This window comes from Novosphingobium sp. BL-S-19 (assembly GCF_055521675.1).
Genome location: NZ_CM145498.1, coordinates 287,517 through 307,979 on the forward strand (window position 1 = coordinate 287,517; position 20,463 = coordinate 307,979).

Here is a 20,463-nt window from a genome sequence, read left to right on the forward strand (position 1 = left end):
TCAACCGCAGTCGAGGTCGTAGAAGTCGCGGACGACCTTCCAGCCTTCCTCGGCGGTTTCGCACCAGTGGAACAGCTTGAGATCGCTCTTGTTGATCACGCCTTCCTCGGCCAGCGCCTCGAAATTGACCACGCGTTCCCAGAACTCGCGGCCATAGAGCAGAATCGGCATCGGCTTCATCTTGCCGGTCTGGATCAGGGTCAGCAGTTCGAAGAACTCGTCGAACGTGCCGAAGCCGCCCGGGAACACCGCCACCGCGCGGGCGCGCAGCAGGAAGTGCATCTTGCGCAGCGCGAAGTAGTGGAACTGGAACGAGAGGCGCGGCGTCACGTAAGGGTTGGGCGCCTGCTCATGCGGCAGCACGATGTTCAGCGCCAGTGTCTCCGCGCCGACTTCGCGCGCACCGCGATTGGCCGCTTCCATGATCGAGGGGCCGCCGCCGGAGCAGACGACGAACTGGCGCATGCCCTTTTCCACCACCGCGCACTTGCTGGCGATCTGGGCGAGTTCGCGGGCGACTTCGTAATACTTCGCCTTGGCGACCAGGCGCTGGGCGATCACCTTCTCTTCATCGGTGGTGGCACGCGCCAGCACGGCATCGCTCTGTTCGGGCGAGGGAATGCGGGCGGATCCGTACATCACCAGCGTGGAGCCGATGTTGGCTTCTTCCAGCAGCATTTCCGGCTTCAGCAGCTCCAGCTGGAAGCGAACCGGGCGCAATTCGTCGCGCAGCAGGAATTCGGTGTCCTGGAAGGCCAGGCGGTAGGAGGGGTTCTGCGTCTGCAGCGTGCCTTCCTGCGCATCGGCGAAAGAGGCTTCCTGCTCGGCCTTGTAGAACCGGCGCTTGGTGACTTTGGTGTCTTCAGTATCGCTCATCGGGGTACCATGGCCGCAGGACGCGGCGTGAGAAAGCACAAATATCTAGGGCGCTTGCAGTTGCATGCAAGAGATGCGCTCGCCTAGGCTTCATTACATGGCGAATATGATCCTTACGCGTCGTACCGCATTGGCCGGTCTGGGTATCGCGGCGGCGTCGGCGGCCGTGCCGGTGCTTCCGGCGTTTTCGGCCCCTGCCGCGCCGCGCCTGATCAAGCCGCCGCGCCTGCGCGAAGGTGACGTGCTGGGGCTGGTCGCGCCCGCCGGGTTCATTGGCGATCGTTTCGGGCTGGAGGAGATTTCGGCCACCGTGCGCGCCATGGGCCTCGTCCCCAAGCCTGCCCCGCACATGCTGGAGCGGGAGGGCTATCTGGCCGGTTCGGATCGCACGCGGGCGGACGATCTGATGGCCATGTTCGCCGATCCTGAAGTGCGCGGGGTGATGTCGGTGCGCGGCGGTTGGGGCTGCGCGCGGATCCTGCCCCTGCTGGACTATGCGAAGATCGCCCGGAATCCGAAGCTGTTCGTGGGCTTCAGCGACAATACCGCGCTCCACCTCGCCTTTGCGGCGCGCACGGGCGTTGCCAGTATCCATGGCCCCAATGCCGGGGCCTCCTGGCCGCCCGCCGCATGGACGAATTTCCACGCGCTGGCGTTCGAGGGGGCGACGCCGACCTGGCAGGTGCCCGAAGGCGCCGACGTCAATCTGGCCGGGCGCGGCAAGGACTTGCGCGTGTTCCACGGCGGCAAGGCACGCGGGCGGCTGCTGGGCGGCAACCTTTCGGTGCTGTCGGCGCTGGTCGGTACGCCCTACCTGCCCGATTTTACCGGCGCGGTGCTGTTTCTGGAGGACACCAACGAATCCGAATACCGGATCGACCGGATGCTGACCCAGTTGGCGCTCGCAGGCGTGTTCGACAAAGTGGCGGGCGTGGTCTTCGGCCAGTGCACCCATTGCACCAATCCCGATGGCGGCTATTCGAACTTCACGATCTACGAAGTGCTCGATCGCCAGTTCGGCGAGCTGAAGGTTCCCGCGTTCCAGGGCCTGCAGATCGGCCACATCGCCGCGCAGGCCAGCATGCCGGTTGGCCTGCCAGTAGAAATCGACGCCGATGCCGGAACGATGCGCCTGCTGGAGCCGGCGGTCAGTTGATCCTCAGTTGATTCTGGGGGCCAGCACCGGATCGTTCTGACGTCCGAGGCCGTGCTGGATCACGAGGTCGGCATAGAGATATTCGTCCAGCGGTTCGGCAAATTCCAGCCCCGTACCGTGCGGATTGTGCCACGCGACGAAGGCCATCGCCGGCCGGCAGCCGGGCAGGCCCAGGCTCACGGCTTCGTCGATTTCCAGCACGTCGATGCCCTCGATCCGGGCACCGAACCGGGTGAGGTCTTTCAAGACCACGGTGCAGGTCGTGAAGGCACTGCGCAGCTTGGCCATCATCTCGACCGGTTCGCGCTGCTCACGGCGATCGGGGGCGATGATGGTGATGGGGGGGGCGATTTCGGGTTCGTCCATGCGCTCCACTTCCGAACGGGTTAACCTCGTGTCTTCATCGTCAGGTTAGGGGGCTGTTCCTTGTCACTGCCTTCCGAGGGCATGAGGGAAAATACCTGTTTGGCGGCGCGATGAACAAATTCGGCGGCTTTTGTGGGCTGAACGGCGCGAAGGGGTTTAACCCCGGCCTGCCAGCCCCTAGGTCTGGGGTCACGATTTCCAGATTGAAAGCCTGCCCATGACCCGCTCCCTGCTCGATCCCCTGTCGCTGCCCGATTATGCCGCGCTGACGCCCGAAGCGATCGGCACGGCGCTGGACCAGTCGCTGGCGGAGTTGCAGGCCGTGGTGGCGCGGATCGTCGCGGAAAAGCCCGGCGATTTCGATGCCGCCTGGCTGCCGCTGGAACATGCCGATACCGCCGTGGAGGCGCTGTGGTCGGCCGTTTCGCACCTCAAGTCCGTCGCCAACACGCCCGAACTGCGGGAGGCACATGCGGCGGGCGAGCAGCGCATCGTCGAAGTCATGACGGCGGTGTTCCAGAATCACGACCTTTACGAAGTGATCGCCGCGCTGGAGACGAGCCCCGATTTCGCGCAGCGTTCCGCCGCCGACCGTGCCGCCGTCGAGCATATGCTGCGCAGCTTCCGCCTTTCCGGCGTGGCACTGCCGGCGGAGCAGCGCGCGCGTTTCGCCGAAGTCTCGGTGGAACTGGCGGGGCTGGCCAATACTTTCTCCGCCGCCGTGCTCGACGCGACCGACGCGTGGAGCGAGCACGTGACCGATGCGGCAGTGCTGGCGGGCATTCCGGAATCGGCGATGAGCATGTTCGCCGCCAATGCCAAGGCCAAGGAACTGGAAGGCTGGCTGGTCACGCTGCAGTGGCCCAGCGTCAACGCGGTGCTGACTTTTGCCGAGGATCGCGGGCTGCGCCAGCGCGTCTACACCGCCTTCGGCACCCGCGCCTCCGACCAGGGGCCCAACGCGGGTGAGTTCGACAATACGCAGCGAATCGCCCGCATTTTGGAACTGCGCCGCGAATCCGCCGCGCTGCTGGGCTTTGCCGATCCGGTGGAACTGTCGCTGGCCACCAAGATGGCGCCCAATGCCGGCGAAGTGCTGCACTTCCTGCGCGATCTGGCCAAGCGCGCGCGTCCTGGCGCGGAGCGCGACCTTGCCGATGCGCGCGAGTTTGCCGCGCAGGAACTGGGCATTGCCGATCTCCAGCCGTGGGATCTGACCTTCACCGCCAACCGCATGAAGCTGGCGCGCTTTGCCGTCGATGAGCAGGAAGTGCGTGCCTATTTCCCGGTGGAGCGTGTCTTGGCGGGTTGGCAGGTGCTGCTGGGCCGGCTGTTCGGGATCACCCTGGTCGAGCGGACGGACGTTTCGCTGTGGCATGCCGATGCCCGCTATTACGACGTGGCGGATGAGGACGGTGCGGTGATCGCCGGGCTCTACCTCGATCTGCACGCCCGGCAGGGCAAGCAGGGCGGCGCGTGGATGGCGCAGGCGCGCCCGCGGATGGCAGAAGGCAATACGGCACGCGTGCCGGTGGCCTATCTCACCTGCAATTTCGCGCCCAAGGGCGGCGACACCCCCTCACTGCTGGCGCACACCGAAGTGGAGACGCTGCTGCATGAGACCGGGCACTGCCTCCACCACCTGTTCACCCGCGTGAACCGGCCGAGCGTGGCGGGCACCAGCGGCTTCGAATGGGATGCGATCGAACTGCCCAGCCAGCTGATGGAAGACTTCGCGTGGGACCGCGAAGTGCTGACCGGCATGTCGGGCCATTACCGCAGCGGCGAACCGCTGCCGGCGGACCTGTTCGAGAAGATGATGGCCGCGCGCCAGTTCCAGTCCGGCCTGTTCGTGCTGCGCCAGATCGAGTTCGGTCTGTTCGACCTGCTGCTTCACCTCGGCACCATGGGCAGCGATCCGATGGAAGTGATCGGCGCCGTCCGCGAGGAAGTGGCCGTGGTCATTCCGCCCGAATGGCACCGCTTCCCGCATTCGTTCACCCACGTTTTCGCGGGCGGCTATGCCTCTGGCTATTACAGCTACCTCTGGGCCGAAGTGCTGGCGGCGGACGGCTTCCGCAAGTTCGTGGAGGCCGGCGTGGTGGACCGCGCGACCGGCGATGCCTTCCGTGAGGAAGTGCTGGCGCGCGGCGCTACGCGCCCGGCGGCGGACAGCTTCCGTGCTTTCCGCGGGCGCGATGCGGATGTGACCGCCCTGCTCGAACGGCGCGGCCTGCTGGCGTGAGCGGCATACCTGCGGAAGACCGTCGCGCCTGGCTGCGCGAGGCGGTGCGGCGTATCGAGGCGGACTACAACCGGTCTGCCGACACGCACCTGATCCGGCTGGACCTGCCGCGCTATCCCGGCATCACGCTCTACCTGAAGGACGAAAGCTCGCACCCCACCGGCAGCCTGAAGCACCGACTGGCGCGGTCGCTGTTCCTCTATGCGCTGTGCAACGAGTGGATCGGCCCGGATACCTGCGTGATCGAGGCCAGCTCGGGCTCGACAGCAGTGAGCGAGGCCTATTTCGCGCGGATGCTGGGCTTGCGCTTCATCGCCGTGGTTCCGGCCACCACTGCGCAGCCCAAGCTGGACGAGATCCGCTTCCACGGCGGCGAGATTCACGCGGTGGACGATCCCCGCACGGTCTATCAGGTGGCACACGACCTCGCGCGGCAAACCGGCGGGCACTACATCGACCAGTTCACGTATGCCGAGCGGGCGACCGACTGGCGCGGCAACAACAACATTGCCGAAAGTATCTTCCACCAGATGGCGGAGGAGGAGCATCCGGAGCCGACGTGGATCGTCTGCGGCGCCGGCACCGGCGGCACCTCCGCCACGATCGGCCGCTTCCTGCGCTATCGTCGCCACGCCACCCAGCTTTGCGTGGCCGATCCGGAGCATTCGATCTTCCACCGCCACTTCGCGGACCGCAGCCAGACTACGCTGCCCGAAGGCTGCGCGGCGATGATCGAGGGGATCGGCCGGCCGCGTGTGGAGCCCAGCTTCGTGCCCGGCGTGGTGGACCGCATGATCGCGGTGCCCGATGCCGACAGCATCGGCGCCATGCGTGCGCTGTCCGCGCGGCTGGGGCGGCGCGTTGGCGGATCGACCGGCACCAATCTCTGGGCCTGCGCCCGGATCGTCGAGGAAATGCACGCGGCGGGCCAGCAGGGCAGCATCGTCACGCTGCTCTGCGACGGGGGCGAGCGCTATGGCTGCACTTATTACGACGAGGCATGGCTGGCCGATCGCGGGCTGGACTGGCGCCCGGCGGAAGCACGGATCGCGGCGCTTCTCGGCCCGATTTAAGCCAAACCCACGCTGCCGATAGCAACCGTTCCGCATAATCGATTGGACGGGCTCCACCGGCGCGGACACGATGGCTCTCAATAGCCTGCACCCACGCAATACGGGCGGGCGAAAGGGAGAGAATGGTTCGACATCACCAGGCCGGCTGGATGACCGGCGTATCGCTGCTTTTGCCGATCACGCTGACGACGATGGCGATCGTGCTGCTGACGCCGGTCCTGCCCAATCTGATGGCCGAATTCTCCTCGGTGCCCAATCACGAATACTGGGTGCCGATGATCCTGACGCTGCCCTCGCTCTGCGTGGCGCTGCTCTGCCCGGTGGCGGGGATCATGGGGGACTATTTCGGGCGTCGGCGCCTGCTGCTGTTCTCGTTCCTGCTCTATGCGGCGGTGGGCGTGCTGCCGGTGTTCCTGCATGACCTGACCCACATCCTGATCTCCCGCGTGGGCGTGGGCATTGCCGAGGCGCTGATCTACGTGCTGTCCACCACGATGATCGGCGATTATTACAAGGGCGCCGCGCGCGATCGCTGGCTGGCGGCGCAGACGGCGTTCGCCTCCGTCTCCGCGCTGCTGTTCATGGTGATGGGCGGCTATCTCGGCAGCTTCGGCTGGCGCACTCCCTTCGGCGTCTATGCCTCTGCGCTGCTGATGTTCGGACTGGTGTGGCGCTTCACGTGGGAGCCAGCGGGTGCCGCGCATCCGGATGACGAGGAGGAGGCACCGCCGCGCAACCTGTCGTGGGCGGGCTTTCCCTCGCGCACGATGGCGATGATCGGGCTGATCACCGTCTACGGTTCGGTGTTCTTCTATACCGTGCAGATTCAGGCCCCCAGCGGCCTTGCCGAACTGGGCATCGACAATCCCTTGCGCGGCATCCTGACCGCGCTGGCCAGTCTGGGCGTGCCGCTGGGGACGTTCGTCTATTCGCGGCTCAGCCGGAAATGGCCGGTCAGCCGTCTGCTGCTGGTGGAATTCGCGCTGCTGTCGCTGGGCTTCGCGCTGATGGGCAAGGCGGGGAACGTGCCGGGCTTCCTGATCGGCTGCTTCGTCAATCAGATCGGCGCCGGGCTGCTGCTGCCGACTTTGCTGGTCTGGTCGATGTCGATCCTCTCCTTCGAATTTCGCGGGCGCGGCACCGGGTTCTGGCAATCGGCCTTTGCGCTGGGTCAGTTCCTCTCACCCGTGGTGGTGACCTTTTCCGCGCAGCACAACGGCGGCTTGCTGGGGGCATTCATGGTGCTGTCCGTTGCGGCGCTGGGCGGCGTGGTGATCGCGCTGATCGCCTCGCGCCTGCGCAGCGCCGGCACAATGGAGATCGCCCATGGCTGATCGCCTGAAGGGCCGCGTTGCCGTCGTCACCGGGGCGGCCAATGGCATCGGGGAGGGCGTCGCCCGCATTTTCCGTCAGGAAGGCGCGACGGTGATCGGCGTCGATCTCTCCGGCACGGACGAGGTTTGCGACCTGACCGACGAGGCGCAGACGCAGGCGCTATTCGCGCGCATCGGCGAAGCGCACGGGCACATCGACGCGCTGGTAAACGCCGCCGCTTTCGCGGTGTTCGGCTGGATCGAGGATCTTTCCTATGCCGACTGGAAGAAGACGCTGACCGGCGAACTGGACATTGTCTACCTCGCTACCCGTGCGGCATGGCCTTGGCTGAAGGCCAGCGGATCGGCCAGCATCGTCAACTTCGCCTCCGCCAATGCGCGCCACGCTCTGGAAGGTTCACCGGCGCTGGCGCATTGCGCGGGCAAGGGCGGGGTTCTGGCGATGACGCGCCAACTGGCGATGGAAGGCGCGCCGCACGGCATTCGCGCCAATACCATCGCGCCGGGCTTCATTAGGACCGCCGCCACCGCGCGCCACTTGGCCGCCGATCCCGATTTCGAGCGGCAGGTGCTCGCCAAGAACATGCTGAAGCGCCTTGGCGAGCCGGAGGATATCGCCTGGGCCGCCTGCTGGCTGGCCAGCGTGGAGGCCCGCTATGTGACCGGCGCCGACATCGCGATCGATGCCGGCGCAACGGCCTGGTAAGGCGTTACTTGGCCTGCGGCGTCCGGTCTTCCGCCGGCACCTTGCGCATCGGTACGGCGGCAAGCCAGTCCTCGAAGGCCTCGATATCGATCGGGCCGTTCACCCGGTCGGTGCCGTCCTTGAATCCGGCAAAGCCGTCGCCGCCTTCGGCCAGGAAGTTCACCACCGAGACGCGGTAGCTCTTCGCCGGATCGAGCGGCTTGCCGTCGAGCGTAATCGCCGTGATGCGCGAACCCGAAGGCCGGCGCATGTCGAAGGCGATCTTCATGCCCTGGCTGGGCGAGAGGATCTGCTTGTCGCCGGTATCGTCCAGCCCCTGTTCGACAGTGGCGCGGATCTGCGCGCCGGTCAGCGTCATCGTCACCATCTGGTTGTTGAACGGCGTGACGGCGTAGATCTGGCCGAAAGTCACCGTGCCGTCGGCAGCAGGCACCAGAGAGGTGCGGATGCCGAAGGGATTCACGAAGGCGATCTGCGCGCCGTAGTTGCGGGTAGCCGCCAGCTGAGAATCCGCGATCAACGCGCCCAGCGAACCGCCATTGCCAACGCCGCCTTCGCTTTCCTTTTCCATCGGACCGGAGACATGGCCCACCGGCCGCTCGACCAGCTGCAGCGAGGCGTCCTTGTAGCGCTTCACATAGGCCGAAACGTCCGCGCGCGGCTGGAACTGCGGGAACGCGGTAGTGGTCGGCACCGGTCCCTTGCCTGAGGTATAGGCTTCGGATTGGACGATCACGTTGTGCGCCTGCCGGTTCACCAGCTTGTGCGTCACCGGATCGAAGTCGAGCGTGATGTCGGTGACGAGCTTGCCGTAGACGCCGGCACTGGTCAGCAGGATCGGGCCGGCGGCGGCATTGGCGGTGTAGTTGCAGACATAGGCCCAATGCGTGTGGCCCGAAACGACCACGTCCACGCCGGGGTTCAGATGATCGAGGATCGGCTGGATATCGCCCGCAGCCTCGTTGCAGCCGTTGGGATCGGCCACGCCCTTGGTGCGCAGGCCCTGATGGATCAGCACGACCACGGCATCGGCACCGGCCGCCTTCAGCGCGGGCACGGCGCGGTTGATGGTATCGGCCTCATCCTCGAATTTCAGGCCGCTCACGCGGTCCGGCGCGACGAGGGTGGGGATCGTCTTCAGCGAGAGGCCGATGAAGCCGATGGTGATCTTGCGGTCGCCGCTGCCGAAGGTCTTGAGCCCGGTGCCGGGGAACAGCGTCGTGCCGTCCGGCATCACCGTGCTGGCGGCGAGGTACTTGTAATGCGCGCCTTCGAACTGTTCGAGCTGGCACGGTTCGAAGCGGGTGTTCTTGGCGCAGCCACCATTCTGCAGGCGCTTCAGTTCCTGCCAGCCACGGTCGAACTCGTGGTTGCCCACTGCGTTGAATTCCAGCCCGATGCGGTTCATCACGCCCACCGAAGGCTCGTCCAGATAGAGCGAGGAGGCGAGCTGCGAGGCGCTGGTGAGGTCGCCTGCGGCCACCACCACGTTCTCGGGATGCTCCGCCTTCAGCGCGTCCACGGCCGAGGCCAGCCAAGCCGCGCCGCCGGCCGGGACCGAGACTTCGTTGCCCTTGCCGTCGGGCGCGTCCACCGTCTGCTTCGGCGGTTCGAGCGCGCCGTGGAAGTCGTTGATGGCGATCACGCCGATCTCGATCGGGGCCTGCGCGGCGGGCGCCGCGGCCTGATGGTGCGCCTGCGGAGTGGCGCAGGCGGAAACGAGAAGGGCGGCGACGAGCGGCGTGACGCGCGCGATGCGGAAACTGGTCATGGCCCGGCTCTATCGGATCGTTGGATGACGCGCCAAGGACGTTTTTGCATCTGCGAAGCAGATTAGGGGGTCGTCAGTCTCGTTCGACTTCGACTGGAGCGCCTGTGCCGCCTTGCTGGGGGGCGGCACAGGCGCGGTTGCCATCGCCGGGCTTGTGAGGGCAAGCACCGTGGCGGCAAACAGATAGCGTGGCTTGATCAGAATGGCTTATCGCCCGCGACGGTGACGCGGAAACCGGAGCGGACTTCGGGGAAATAGTCCCACACCGCGAAGTGCTGGGTGCAGCGGTTGTCCCAGAACGCCACCGAGTGCTTTTCCCAGCGGAAGCGGACCTGGAAGTTCGCGTCCTTCACATGCTCGAACAGGAAATCGAGCACGGCCTTGCTCTCCGGGCCGGACAGCTCGTTGATTTTCGTCGTGTAGGACGAGTTTACGAACAGCAGCTTGCGGCCGGTTACCGGATGGGTGCGGATCACCGGGTGCGCGTTGCAGGGATAGGTCTTGGTCGAATCCGGGAAGATCGCCTTGTAGACATGATTGGCGTCGTGAACGGCGGTCAGCGGATCGAGGAAGGCCTTCATCGCCGGCGAAAGCGCGTCGTAGGCCGCGTACATGCTGGCGAACAGCGTATCGCCGCCGTCTTCGGGCAGGGTGTGCAGCGTCAGGATCGATCCCATCGGCGGCTCGGCATCGGCGGAAAGGTCCGAATGCCAGTTCTCGCCCGCGACGAACTTGGACTTTTCATCGGCATGGATGGCGACGATCTCGGGATGATCGGGCAGGCCGGCCACGCCCGAGTGGATGGCGAGTTGTCCGAAAGCGCGGCCCAGCGCCTTGTGCGCGTCATGGTCCATGGGCTGGTCACGGAAGAACACCACTTGGTGCTTCATCAGTGCGTCGTGGATCTCGGCAAAGGCCTGATTGCCCAGCGGCTTGGTCAGGTCCACCCCGAAGATTTCCGCGCCGATGCGCTTGGTCATCGGGCGCACGTCGATCAGTTCATAGCCCATTTCCGGCGGCTCCAGTGTAACGCTTCCTATGGCCCGTGCCGGACGGACCCGCCCGGCACGAACGTCCTGTTCAGTCTTTCGCGACCGGATCGGCCACGCTGCCCTTGTGCGGGAAGATGCGGCGTTCGATGCGGCAGTGGATGCCCTGCGTGCCGTCCACCACTTGCGTCACGCCGAAGTCGGCGGCGACGCTCATCAGCGAATAGCCGTCGTTGCGCGACAGGCCCTGATGCTCGGTCAGGAGGTGCAGCATGTCCATCGATGCCGACTTCATGGCCAGGTCCAGATTCTCGCCGAAGCCATGGACGATCCAGCAATCGGGCGTTTCCAGCAGTGGCGAGGGGAAGGAGAAGTCCTTGCGCAGCACGATCTGGAACAGCACGTCGAGCGAGGCCTCGATCGCGGTGCCGCTGATCTCGCCGTCGCCTTGGCTGACGTGAGGATCGCCGATCGAGAACAGACCGCCCTTGACCTGCACCGGGTAATACATCGTCGCCCCGGCACCGATGCGCCAGTTGTCGATATTGCCGCCGTGAAGGCCGGGCGGGATCGTGCTCACCGGATCGTTGACGGCGGGCGCCACGCCGGCGGTGCCGAGGTGCGGGCGCGCGGGGATGGTGATGCCGGGCAGCGCGGTGGAGCGGTCGCATTCCGGGCAGTGCGTGATGCGGCCGGGAACGACGTACTTTTCGTCCACGTCATAGGCATAGAGCGCGGCGGCGGTGTTGGCGGTGGGATCCAGCTTGTAGATCGTCACCCGCTCGGTCTGGCCGAATTCCTCGTAGAGATGGCCCCAGTTGGCCGCGAGGTTGGAGCCATAGTTGAAGCGCGGCTTCATCTGGAAATAACGCACTTCCAGCATGTCGCCCGGCTCGGCGCCCTCGACGTAGATCGGCCCGGTCATGATGTGGCAGCCCGGCGCGCGGGTGGCGGGATCGATCTCGGTAAAGATGCGGCGGATCTCGTCATCGAACATCAGGTCCGGATCGTCGCCCGCGTGGTGGGTGACCGCCTGCGCCATGATCAGATCGCCGCTATTCACGGTGAGCGCCGGCTTGATCTCGGGCGAAAAATAGCCCCAGTGCACCGTCTCGGGCGTTGCCCTCAAGTGGTGCAGCGCGCCGGGTTGGACGGTGTCCTTTTCAAGCGCGGGCTTAAGGCTGATCAGTGCCATCGAAACTCCTGTTACGCAGGGAAATCGGGGAAAAGGCGCGCTTATTCGGCGCCGATGAGCACGCTCGTCATGCTGAGCGACTTGTGCTGGATGAAGTGGGGCGCGAATTCGGCCGGCTCGCCCTCATGGCGCGCGCCGAGCACGTAGAGCAGCGGCAGGAAATGGTCCTCGCTGGGAACCGAAAGCCGCGCCGCATCGCCCAGCGCCTCGTAATCGATCACCACTTTGGGATCGTCCTCGGCGATGGCCTTGCACATGGTGGAATTGAACTGCTCGGCCCAAGGATAGGGCGTGGCGAGCGGGTTGGCCCAGTCCATCGCCGGCAGGTTGTGGACGATGTTGCCGGTGCCCATGATCAGCACGCCCTCATCGCGCAGCGGGCGCAGCATCCGGCCCACCAGCCAGTGTTCGGCGGGGCTCTTGCCCAGATCCATACCAAGCTGGATCACCGGCACGTCGGCCTCGGGATAGGCGTGGACCAGCACCGACCAGGTGCCATGGTCCAGCCCCCAGTTGGCGTCCAGCTTCACCGGCATCGGTTCCAGCAGTTCGCGCACGCGTTCCGCCAGTTCCGGGTCGCCGGGGGCGGGGTATTGCACGTCGAACAGGGCCTGCGGAAAAGCGCCGAAGTCGTGGATCGTGCGCGGCTGGGCCATGGCGGTGACGGCGGTGCCGCGCGTCTGCCAGTGGGCAGAGATGCACAGGATCGCGCGCGGCTTGCCGATGCGGCCGGCGATCGCGTTCCAGCTTCTGGTCACGTCGCTCTTTTCCAGCGCCACCATTGGGCTGCCGTGACCGTAGAAGACGATCGGAAGACGGCTCATTCGCGTATTGCTCCGTTGCTCTGAGGCCCAAGGCTAGGGAGAGCGGGGGCGGATGGTCTTGCGGGCAAGCGCACAAGAACTTGTTGGGAGGGGGCGGGTGAGGTGAGTGCAGTTCCTCTCCAACAAAACTCCGTCGCCCCCGCGAAGGCGGGGGCCCCGCTGCCTTTTGCCACGTCTCAAGAAAAGCGGGGTCCCCGCCTGCGCGGGGACGACGAGGTTTGGTGGTGATCCGTTCGCAGTTCCAGGACACCTTGGGTTCGGTAGCCCCGGAAATCCGGCTTATTCCTTGGTGTAGTCCGCTGGAATCTCCGGATTCTCACCGGCCTTGCCCCACAGGATGATCTCATTGCCCCAGGGATCGGCAAAAGCGTGGTTATAGCCGTTGAACTCGGCCCAATAGTGGTTGCGCCAGAGCACCTTGCCGCCCAGTTTCTCGGCGGTGGAGAGGATGCGTTCATGGCTGTCGTCGTCCGAGACGAGCACCCAGATGCGGGCCTTGCGGCCTTCGGTCGCCAGCGTGCGCGGCTCCACGCCTTCGGGGTTCGGGTGGGGCCGCGCGTTGTTCGCGTCGAACACGCCGAAGTGGAGGTTGCCGATCTGGCTGTCGGTGCCGTCCTTGTTCTGGAAGAAGCCGCCGGGAACCATGCGGTGGTAGATCCCGTGCGGGCGCGCATCGTTCTCCCAGCCGAAGACTTCGGCGTAGAATTCGCCGGCCTTGGCAGGATCGTCGGTCGCGAAATCGACGAAGATGAGCGTGTTGGTCATTGCGGAAGGCTCCCTTGGTGTTTGTCCAAGGCCTAGCCGCAGGGAGTTTGCATGCGCGGCACGAGGCGCACGAATCCTTGATTTCCAGCGTCCGTCCGGCGTTCTTTGCAAAATCCGCTGAAGGCGGATTTTGGCGGCACCGGCCCACTCCCCCACCCGACCACCCATCAGGATACACTCGTGGGTGGTCGGGTGGGGGAGTGGGCCGGTGCCGCATCCGGGCGTGAGCCCGGACAAAAAAGGCGGCGCCCGACCGAAGTCGGACGCCGCAGCCGTCGGGAATGGGTGACGGTAAACGTGTTAAATCAGGCGTGAAGGCGCGTGACCGGCGCGGACGGTCCGCGACGGCGATCCCACTCGGCGCGGTAGCGTTCGACCAGCCAGACGTTGAGCAACCGCTGGGCGCCCTCCTGCCAGGAATAGCGGCCGCGCGGCGCGAACTTGGATCGCAGGCCCTGCTGCACCAGTTCGTCGACGTGGAAGTCCTGACCCACGATCTCCTCGACCGCAGTGTCGTTCATCTTCATCTTCAACTCGTAGAGCGGATCGTCCATCGCCTCGGGCACCATCAGCGTGCCGATGGTCAGCGCGTGGCTCTCCGGTCCGCGCGGGTCCATGATCAGGTAGAGCACGGTGTCGTTCAGCACCACCAGCGAGAGGCTGGGCGGCAGGTTCACGAAGAGCAGGCGGTTCTGCTCTTCCTCGGTCAGCTTCGGGAACACCGGGAAGACCGCCTTCTGCGTGGCGTTGAAGGCGGCGTTCTTGTGGAGTGTGCCGTTCAGGCGATAATAGCCGGCGGAATCGGCGGGCACTTCGGGGAAGCTGGCAAGGCCGCTCGGGATGAAGTCGTGCAACGGGCCGGCGTGGAGGCGGCTGGCGTGGTAGCCGTCGTTGTTGTTTTCCAGCATGACCTTCCAGTTCCACGGGAACACGGTCGGTTCCTCTGGACGGGGGCCGCGCAGGTTTTCGAAATCGTAGTTGGCGACGACCTCTTCCAGCCCGGCAAGGCGCGGGGTCAGCGGCGCGGCCTCGGCATCGAAGTTGACAAAGATGAAGCCGTGCCAGACCTCGTGCCGGATGACGGGCAGGCTGGCGGCCTTCTTGTCGAAGTTGCAGGTGCGGTTCATCGCTGGCGCGCCGACGAGGGTGCCGTCAAGGTCGTAGGTCCAGTGGTGATAGGGGCACACGAAGGCGCGGGCATTGCCGTGGCCTTCGGCGACCAGCATCGCGCGGTGCTGGCAGACCGAGGACAGCGCCTTGATCGAACCGTCGCGCGTCTTGCAGATCACCATCGGCTCGTCCGCGCGGGTGACGGTGAAGAAGTCGCCCGGGTTTTCCAGCCACTCGGTACGGCCGACGCAGAGCCATTCATGTTCGAACAGCGCGGCTTTCTCGAACCGGTAGAATTCCTCGTCGACATAGCATTCCGCCGGCAGCGTCTCGGCTTCCAGCGTGTCGAGCGTGGAGCTTTCCAGACTGTCGATGAACTTGTCGGTGAGAATGGTCATTGCTGGCTTCCCGTCTGACGCAAAATGCGGATCGCCCTTCGGCAACCCCTTGCTACAGGATGACCCTAGCGGGCCTTGGCCACAGTCTCTTTGCGCTGGGCGAAGGGACTTTTGGCAAGGCTTGCGCGGGTTCTTACTCGGCGGGGACCAGTTCGGCGGTTTCCGGTTCTTCGCTGCGGACTGGCGGAGAGGCTGGTGCGCGCAGGAACAGCACGGCCATCGCCGTCGCGCCCGCCAGCATCAGTGCGAAGACGAGCAGGGCAGGGGCGTAGCTGCCGGTCACGTCGGCAATGCGACCGGCGCCGATCGGGCCGAACACGGCGAGCGTGGTGACGGTCGTCGCCATCGCGGTCATGTCGCCGGCAATGCCCGCGCCGAAGTAGCGCAGCAGCAGGATATGCGCGGAAAGCCAGGCCATGCCCCAGCCCATGCCGAACAGCGCGGCGGCGACCGTTGCGACGAGAACGTGGCTGGCCGTCCACAGCAGCGCCATGGCCAGTGCCTGCACGGCAAGGCCGGCGATGAAGATGCGGCGCGGATCGACGCGCTCGCACAGCGTGCCGGTCACGCCTTTGGCGCCGGTGCCCGCGAAGGCCAGCAGGCTCATCGCGATGGCGCCCGGCGCCGCGCCCTGGCCGAGATTGGCGATATGCGCGACGAGGATCGAGTGGGTGGTGGTAACCACGGTCTGCACCACGGTCATGGCCAGCGCGAGGATCACGAAGCTGGGCGTCATCAGCGCCTGCTTCACGGTCCATACGCTGGCGGCGGGGCCGTCGCTCTCATGCCCGGCGCCCTTGACCTGATCGACGCTCTCCACTTTCACCGCGTCGCGGATGCAGAGCAGCGAGATCACGCCCAGCACCAGCGCGCTGGCGGCCATGACCATCCAGTGCAGACGCCAGTTGCCGGTAAGGCCGACGATGGTGCCGACGATCAGCGGCCCAGCAATGCCGCCCGCCGCGCCGGTCATGAAATAGAAGCCGATCATCCGCGCCGAAGTGCGCGGGAACCACGTCGCCAGCAGGTAGACGGCGGGCGAAGGCGCGACGAGCGAGAAGCCCACGCCCATCAGCGTCGTCGCCACGAAGAACAGTTCCAGATGATGGATCTGCGAGGCGATGAAGAAGCCGATCGCCAGCACCAGACAGCCCGCGAAGACCGTCAGCCGCGTACCGATCGCCTTCATCAGCATCGGCGGCAGTGGGCTGGCGAGGCCGCAGGCCAGGCCCAGCAGCGAGAAGCTGAGGCCCGCGGCCGCCTTCGACCAGCCGAGTTCGGCCACCATCGTGTAGAGCACGTAGCCAAGCGAGGTGAAGGTGGTGGCGGTCACGAAGAAGAAGCCGAGCGAGGCGGCGAACATGACCAAAGCGCTGCGTGGTATGCTGCGGGGCACGGACAGTCCGGACGACATGACAACTCCTGCGGGCTCACGGTCCGCACGGAATCGCCGGACCATCATGCCCTGCAGGCTTACATGCTGCACCTGCACACTCTTGATGGTGCGCGACTCAATAGTTGATCGCGGGGTGGGGGCAAGCGAGTTGGGCTATGCCGGCTCGAAGGCCGGCTTTTTGTATTAGGCCGTGATTTCGCCCTGCATCACCGGCACGCAGGCACCGCGCAGCGTGGCCACGATGCCGTCCGGCGTGCGGCGCGCGGTGACGTGCAGCAGGCTGGGCCGGCCCATTTCGACGCCCTGATGGATTTCGAAGCTGGCTTCCTGCTTGCCCGATTCCAGCGAGAGCAGCAGGCCGGCGAGCGGTGTATTGGCGCTTCCCGTCGCCGGGTCTTCCCAGGTGCCCGAAAGCGGCGCGAACATGCGCGTGCGAAGCACGCTGCCCTGCCGGGCGTAGGCATGAACGGCGAAACGCGTGCCGAATTGCGGATGGGCAGCCAGCGCGTCGCGGAAGGCGGCCAGATCGGGATCGCAGCGGGACAGCGCCTCGCCCGTCACTTCGGCGATGACGAAGGCGTTGCCGTTCGATGCGGCCACGGGGAGATGGTGCGTGATGATCACATCGGCGGGCGTCAGCCGAAGGGCGCGGGCGATCACTGCGGGCGCGACCGTTTCGCCGATGCTGAGCGGCTGGGGCGTCTCGATGCTGGCGGCCAGCGGCGTGCCATCGGCATCGCGCTCGATCTGCACGCGGACGATCCCGGCCGGCACTTCGAACGCGGCGCTGCTGAGGTGCGGATTCTGGCGGGCGAGGACGAAGGCGGTGCCCACCATCGGATGCCCGGCGAAAGGCATTTCCGCCTTCCGGTTGAAGATGCGGACGCGGGCGGTGTTGGTGGGGTCTGCGGGCGACTGGATGAAGGTCGTTTCGCTGAGATTGAACTCGGCCGCTATCGCCAGCATCGCCGCGTCGTCGAGATCGTCCGCGTCCAGCACGACGGCGAGCGGGTTGCCGCCGAAGCGGGTCTTCGTGAACACGTCGACGGTGAAGAAGGGGACTTGGGGCACGAGGGTGGTCCGTTCGGTTGGTCTGGAACAGCCCCATGCACGATGTGGAGGGGGCTGTCTTCAACAAGCCATTCTCCCGATCCCGCTCAGGCTGAGCTTGTCGAAGCCCCCGGCGGCGTGGCGCTTGGTCTCCCATCCTTCGACAAGCTCAGGATGAGCGGAGTGTGGTGGGTGAGTTTCGCTCTATTTCCCGTCATCCCCGCGAAGGCGGGGATCCCGCTTCTTCTGTGGCGCGGGGCGAGAGGGTGCGAAGAAAAGCGGGGCCCCCGCCTTCGCGGGGGCGACGAAGAGTTGTGACGCGAGCTGCCCCCAAACAGAAAAACGCGCCGGCCTTGCAGCCGACGCGTTCCCCTAAAAACCAACGGTGCGACCCGATTGGCTCCCTCTCAGAACTTGTACCCTACCGACAGGATCACCTGACGCGGCGGGATGTAGGTGTCCATCACCTGCGCCGAACCGTAAGGGTCCGAGAAGCGCGAGTTGATGCCGTTCTTGTCGAACAGGTTGATCACGCGCAGCGTCACATCCGCATGGGTGCCTTCCGGCTCGTACTTCAGCATCGTGTTGACCTGCGTGTACGAGGGGGTGGTGTCCACCGCGCCTTCGTTGAACAGGCGGTACTGGTACTTGCCGCGATAGATCAGCTGGGCGCGGGCGGTCAGCTTGCCCGGGCCCACTTCGCCGTTCCAGGTGGCCGCGATATTGCCCTGCCAGCGCGGCAGCTTGGGAATGCGGTTGCCCTTGATATCCTCACGCGCGGCATCGCGGGCGACCGAGGCGGCGTAGAAGTTGGTCCAGAACAGGTAATCCGGATAACCGGCGGCGTTCTGGGCATTGGCGGCGTTGTTCGGATCCAGCGCGTAGTAGTGCGAGGTGAACTCACCCTCCAGCCACGACATCGACGCGTCGAAGCGCAGATGCTCGGTCGGCGCGTAAGTGCTTTCCAGTTCCAGGCCGTAGACCCGCGCCTTGGGCGCGTTGCTGATGCCTTCGCCATAGAGAACGGGGTCTTCCTCAAGGAACTGCATGTTCTTGTAATTGTAGAGGAAGGCGGAGGCGTTGATCTGCAGCGTATCGTCCAGGAAGCGGTTCTTGCTGCCGATTTCGAAGGAATCGACCGTTTCCTTCTTGTAGCTGGGCTTGATCGAATCTTCCCAGCCGAAGATGCAGTAGGCGCCGCCGCATGCTGCCGAGGAACTGTTGATGCCGCCCGGCTTGAAGCCGCGTGTGTAGCTTGCGTAGACCATGTTGCTGGGGGTGAACTGGTAATCCAGCGCTACCTTGCCGGTCCAGGCATGATCGCTGCGCGATCCGGTCGACGCGGGCTGGAGATAGGCGCCCGAGGTCTGGTTGGAGGTGCCGCCCGACATCGAATCGTACATGCCCGAGGACTTGTCGTGGTTGTAGCGCGCGCCGGCGGTCAGCTTCAGGCTGTCGGTCAGGGCATAGGTGCCCTGCGCGAAGACGGCGTAAAGCTCACGCTTGATCGAGGACAGCTCGGCATAGGTCAGGTTGCTGACCAGCGGGTCGTTCCACGCGGTGTCTTCCGGCAGGGCTTCCTGCAGGAAGTTGTCGTCATCGCTGCGGTATTCGTTGACGTACTGGCTGTTCTTGGAGTGCAGATAGACACCGCCGAGCACCCACTGGAACGGGCCGTTGCCGTTCGAGGTGAGGTTCAGCTCCTGGCTCCAGCTCTTGGTGTCGGACGCCCAGAGCGGCACGTGGTCATAGCTGACGCCGGTGTAACTGATCGGGTTGTAGGTGTTCTGGTAGAACAGCGTGGTGTCCAGCCCGTCGGCATCCCAGGCCTGCTCCGAATGCAGCTTCTGGTAGCCGGTGATCGACTTGATCGTGGCGAAAGAGGTGTCCCACTTGATCACGCCGGTATAGAGCTGGGTCTTCACCTTCGAGCGGCCCGGAAAATCCTGCGTCAGTTCGCGCGGATCGGGGTTGGGGTCGAGGATGTTCTTCTGCGCCGGGCCGTTGGTGTTCGAATTGAACTGGATCGTGTTCAGCGTGATCGACAGGTTCGACAGCGGCTGCCACTTGGCACCCAGGCGCCAGCCGGTCTCGTCCTGATCGTCCAGATCGTACTTCTTGAAGCCGGGCACTTCGGTGGCGTGGGCATAGCCGTCATGCTTGGTGAACTGGAAGGCGCCGCGGATCGCCAGCGTGTCGGTCACCGGCACGTTCAGCGCGGCGGAGCCTTCCATGTAGTTGTAATTGCCGATCCCGGCGTTGACGTTGCCCTTCAGCGCATCGGTGCTGGGCTCGATCGAGACGACGTTGATGGTGCCGCCGGTCGATCCCTGGCCGAACAGCGTGCCCTGCGGGCCGCGCAGCACTTCGACTTGCGCCACGTCGATGAAGGCGGCGCTCGCGGCGATCGAGTTGAAGATGTAGACGCCGTCGATGTGGTAGGAGACGCCCGGCTGGGTATTGGTGTTCTCCGGCGTTTCCGAACCGATGCCGCGGATGGAGATGATCCGCTCGCCGCCGCCGCTCTTGGCGATGACCAGGCCGGGGACGGTGCCGTTGAGCCCGGTGATATCGGTGATGTTGCCGGCGCGCAGGGTATCGTTGGTGATTGCGCTGACCGAAAGCGGGGCCTGCTGGAGGCTGACGTCGCGGCGCTCGGCGGTCACGACGATGTCGGTCAGCGTGCCGGCGGCCGGGTCTGCGGCCGGATCGGCTGCTGCTGCGGCGGCAGGCACGGCGGCGGCGTTTTCAGCGGCGGCATGGGCCGTGGCGGAAGTGAAGGCAAGCAACGATATGCCCGTGGCCAGGGCATAGGCGAAAGTGGACTTGGTTCTCATGTCAGCTCCCCGAACAGGTCGTAAGATCGATTCCCGGGCTTTGCGGCTCATGCTTGCTGCTGGGGTGGCCGCTTGAGGGGGAACTTGGCGGCTGGATGACGGTCCGGTCTTGTGCAGTTGCGAATAAGTAGTTGACCGCTGTAACCCGGCGGGCGTGCCGCTTGGGCATAAGACTCGCGTAAATTGGCGGTTTTTGTGTGCTTGACGCGAACGGGAACCGTTTTCGCCGTTTTGCGTTGCAGCGTATGCCCCGCTTCAGGAGAGGCGCGGGGCATGCTTCGGGCGTCTCGCGTCAAGCCGTTGGCGTTTCCAGCGACAAGACCGTGCCGTCCGTGCCTGCCATGGGGGCAGGGAAGGGGTGACTGGCCCCGG

The 20,463-nt window shown here is 65.4% G+C and carries 16 protein-coding genes; 5 read left to right on the top strand and 11 right to left on the bottom strand.

Annotation, left to right across the window (positions count from 1 at the left end; genetic code table 11):
- Complete coding sequence (locus ACZ1JV_RS09820) at positions 1-876, bottom strand: LOG family protein (RefSeq protein ID WP_465151416.1); 876 nt, start codon at positions 874-876, stop codon at positions 1-3.
- 106 nt (positions 877-982) lie between these two features.
- Between ACZ1JV_RS09820 and ACZ1JV_RS09825 the strand changes: the two genes are divergently transcribed.
- Complete coding sequence (locus ACZ1JV_RS09825; protein ID WP_465152537.1) at positions 983-2,032, top strand: S66 peptidase family protein; 1,050 nt, start codon at positions 983-985, stop codon at positions 2,030-2,032.
- A gap of 3 nt (positions 2,033-2,035) precedes the next feature.
- On the opposite strand, the gene ACZ1JV_RS09830 is transcribed toward ACZ1JV_RS09825, so the two are convergent.
- Positions 2,036-2,398, bottom strand: a complete 363-nt coding sequence (locus ACZ1JV_RS09830) for a hypothetical protein (protein ID WP_465151417.1) — start codon at positions 2,396-2,398, stop codon at positions 2,036-2,038.
- Positions 2,399-2,615: 217 nt separating this feature from the next.
- Here ACZ1JV_RS09830 and ACZ1JV_RS09835 point away from each other — a divergent pair, with 217 nt between their 5' ends.
- The 4 genes from ACZ1JV_RS09835 (at position 2,616) to ACZ1JV_RS09850 (ending at position 7,756) form a co-directional block, all read left to right on the top strand.
- Positions 2,616-4,643 (top strand): M3 family metallopeptidase, encoded by a 2,028-nt coding sequence (locus ACZ1JV_RS09835; RefSeq protein ID WP_465151418.1) that lies wholly within the window; start codon positions 2,616-2,618, stop codon positions 4,641-4,643.
- Between the two features lie 5 nt (positions 4,644-4,648).
- Positions 4,649-5,716 (top strand): PLP-dependent cysteine synthase family protein, encoded by a 1,068-nt coding sequence (locus ACZ1JV_RS09840; RefSeq protein ID WP_465152538.1) that lies wholly within the window; start codon positions 4,649-4,651, stop codon positions 5,714-5,716.
- Between the two features lie 122 nt (positions 5,717-5,838).
- Complete coding sequence (locus tag ACZ1JV_RS09845) at positions 5,839-7,050, top strand: MFS transporter (RefSeq protein ID WP_465151419.1); 1,212 nt, start codon at positions 5,839-5,841, stop codon at positions 7,048-7,050.
- Entirely contained in the window at positions 7,043-7,756 is a 714-nt protein-coding gene (locus ACZ1JV_RS09850; RefSeq protein WP_465151420.1) for an SDR family NAD(P)-dependent oxidoreductase, read from the top strand. The genes ACZ1JV_RS09845 and ACZ1JV_RS09850 overlap by 8 nt, the downstream gene beginning before the upstream one ends.
- A 4-nt stretch (positions 7,757-7,760) precedes the next feature.
- On the opposite strand, the gene ACZ1JV_RS09855 is transcribed toward ACZ1JV_RS09850, so the two are convergent.
- From ACZ1JV_RS09855 to ACZ1JV_RS09895, 9 genes are all read right to left on the bottom strand, one after another.
- A complete protein-coding gene (locus ACZ1JV_RS09855; RefSeq protein ID WP_465151421.1) occupies positions 7,761-9,527 on the bottom strand; it encodes a bifunctional metallophosphatase/5'-nucleotidase in 1,767 nt (588 codons plus the stop codon).
- A gap of 197 nt (positions 9,528-9,724) precedes the next feature.
- Positions 9,725-10,537: a TauD/TfdA dioxygenase family protein gene (locus tag ACZ1JV_RS09860; protein WP_465151422.1), complete on the bottom strand. Its 813-nt coding sequence runs from the start codon at positions 10,535-10,537 to the stop codon at positions 9,725-9,727.
- A 70-nt stretch (positions 10,538-10,607) separates the two neighbouring features.
- Entirely contained in the window at positions 10,608-11,711 is a 1,104-nt protein-coding gene (locus tag ACZ1JV_RS09865) for an acetamidase/formamidase family protein (RefSeq protein WP_465151423.1), read from the bottom strand.
- Between the two features lie 41 nt (positions 11,712-11,752).
- Positions 11,753-12,535 (bottom strand): 4,5-DOPA-extradiol-dioxygenase, encoded by a 783-nt coding sequence (gene ygiD, locus ACZ1JV_RS09870; protein ID WP_465151424.1) that lies wholly within the window; start codon positions 12,533-12,535, stop codon positions 11,753-11,755.
- A gap of 279 nt (positions 12,536-12,814) precedes the next feature.
- Positions 12,815-13,300 (bottom strand): VOC family protein, encoded by a 486-nt coding sequence (locus tag ACZ1JV_RS09875; RefSeq protein WP_465151425.1) that lies wholly within the window; start codon positions 13,298-13,300, stop codon positions 12,815-12,817.
- A gap of 305 nt (positions 13,301-13,605) precedes the next feature.
- Positions 13,606-14,808 (bottom strand): aromatic ring-hydroxylating oxygenase subunit alpha, encoded by a 1,203-nt coding sequence (locus tag ACZ1JV_RS09880; protein WP_465151426.1) that lies wholly within the window; start codon positions 14,806-14,808, stop codon positions 13,606-13,608.
- A 133-nt stretch (positions 14,809-14,941) separates the two neighbouring features.
- Positions 14,942-16,222, bottom strand: coding sequence for an MFS transporter (locus tag ACZ1JV_RS09885; RefSeq protein ID WP_465151427.1), 1,281 nt, complete (start codon positions 16,220-16,222; stop codon positions 14,942-14,944).
- A 165-nt stretch (positions 16,223-16,387) separates the two neighbouring features.
- Positions 16,388-17,275: a PhzF family phenazine biosynthesis protein gene (locus tag ACZ1JV_RS09890; protein WP_465151428.1), complete on the bottom strand. Its 888-nt coding sequence runs from the start codon at positions 17,273-17,275 to the stop codon at positions 16,388-16,390.
- Between the two features lie 386 nt (positions 17,276-17,661).
- A complete protein-coding gene (locus tag ACZ1JV_RS09895) occupies positions 17,662-20,091 on the bottom strand; it encodes a TonB-dependent receptor (RefSeq protein ID WP_465151429.1) in 2,430 nt (809 codons plus the stop codon).
- Positions 20,092-20,463: the final 372 nt, after the last annotated feature.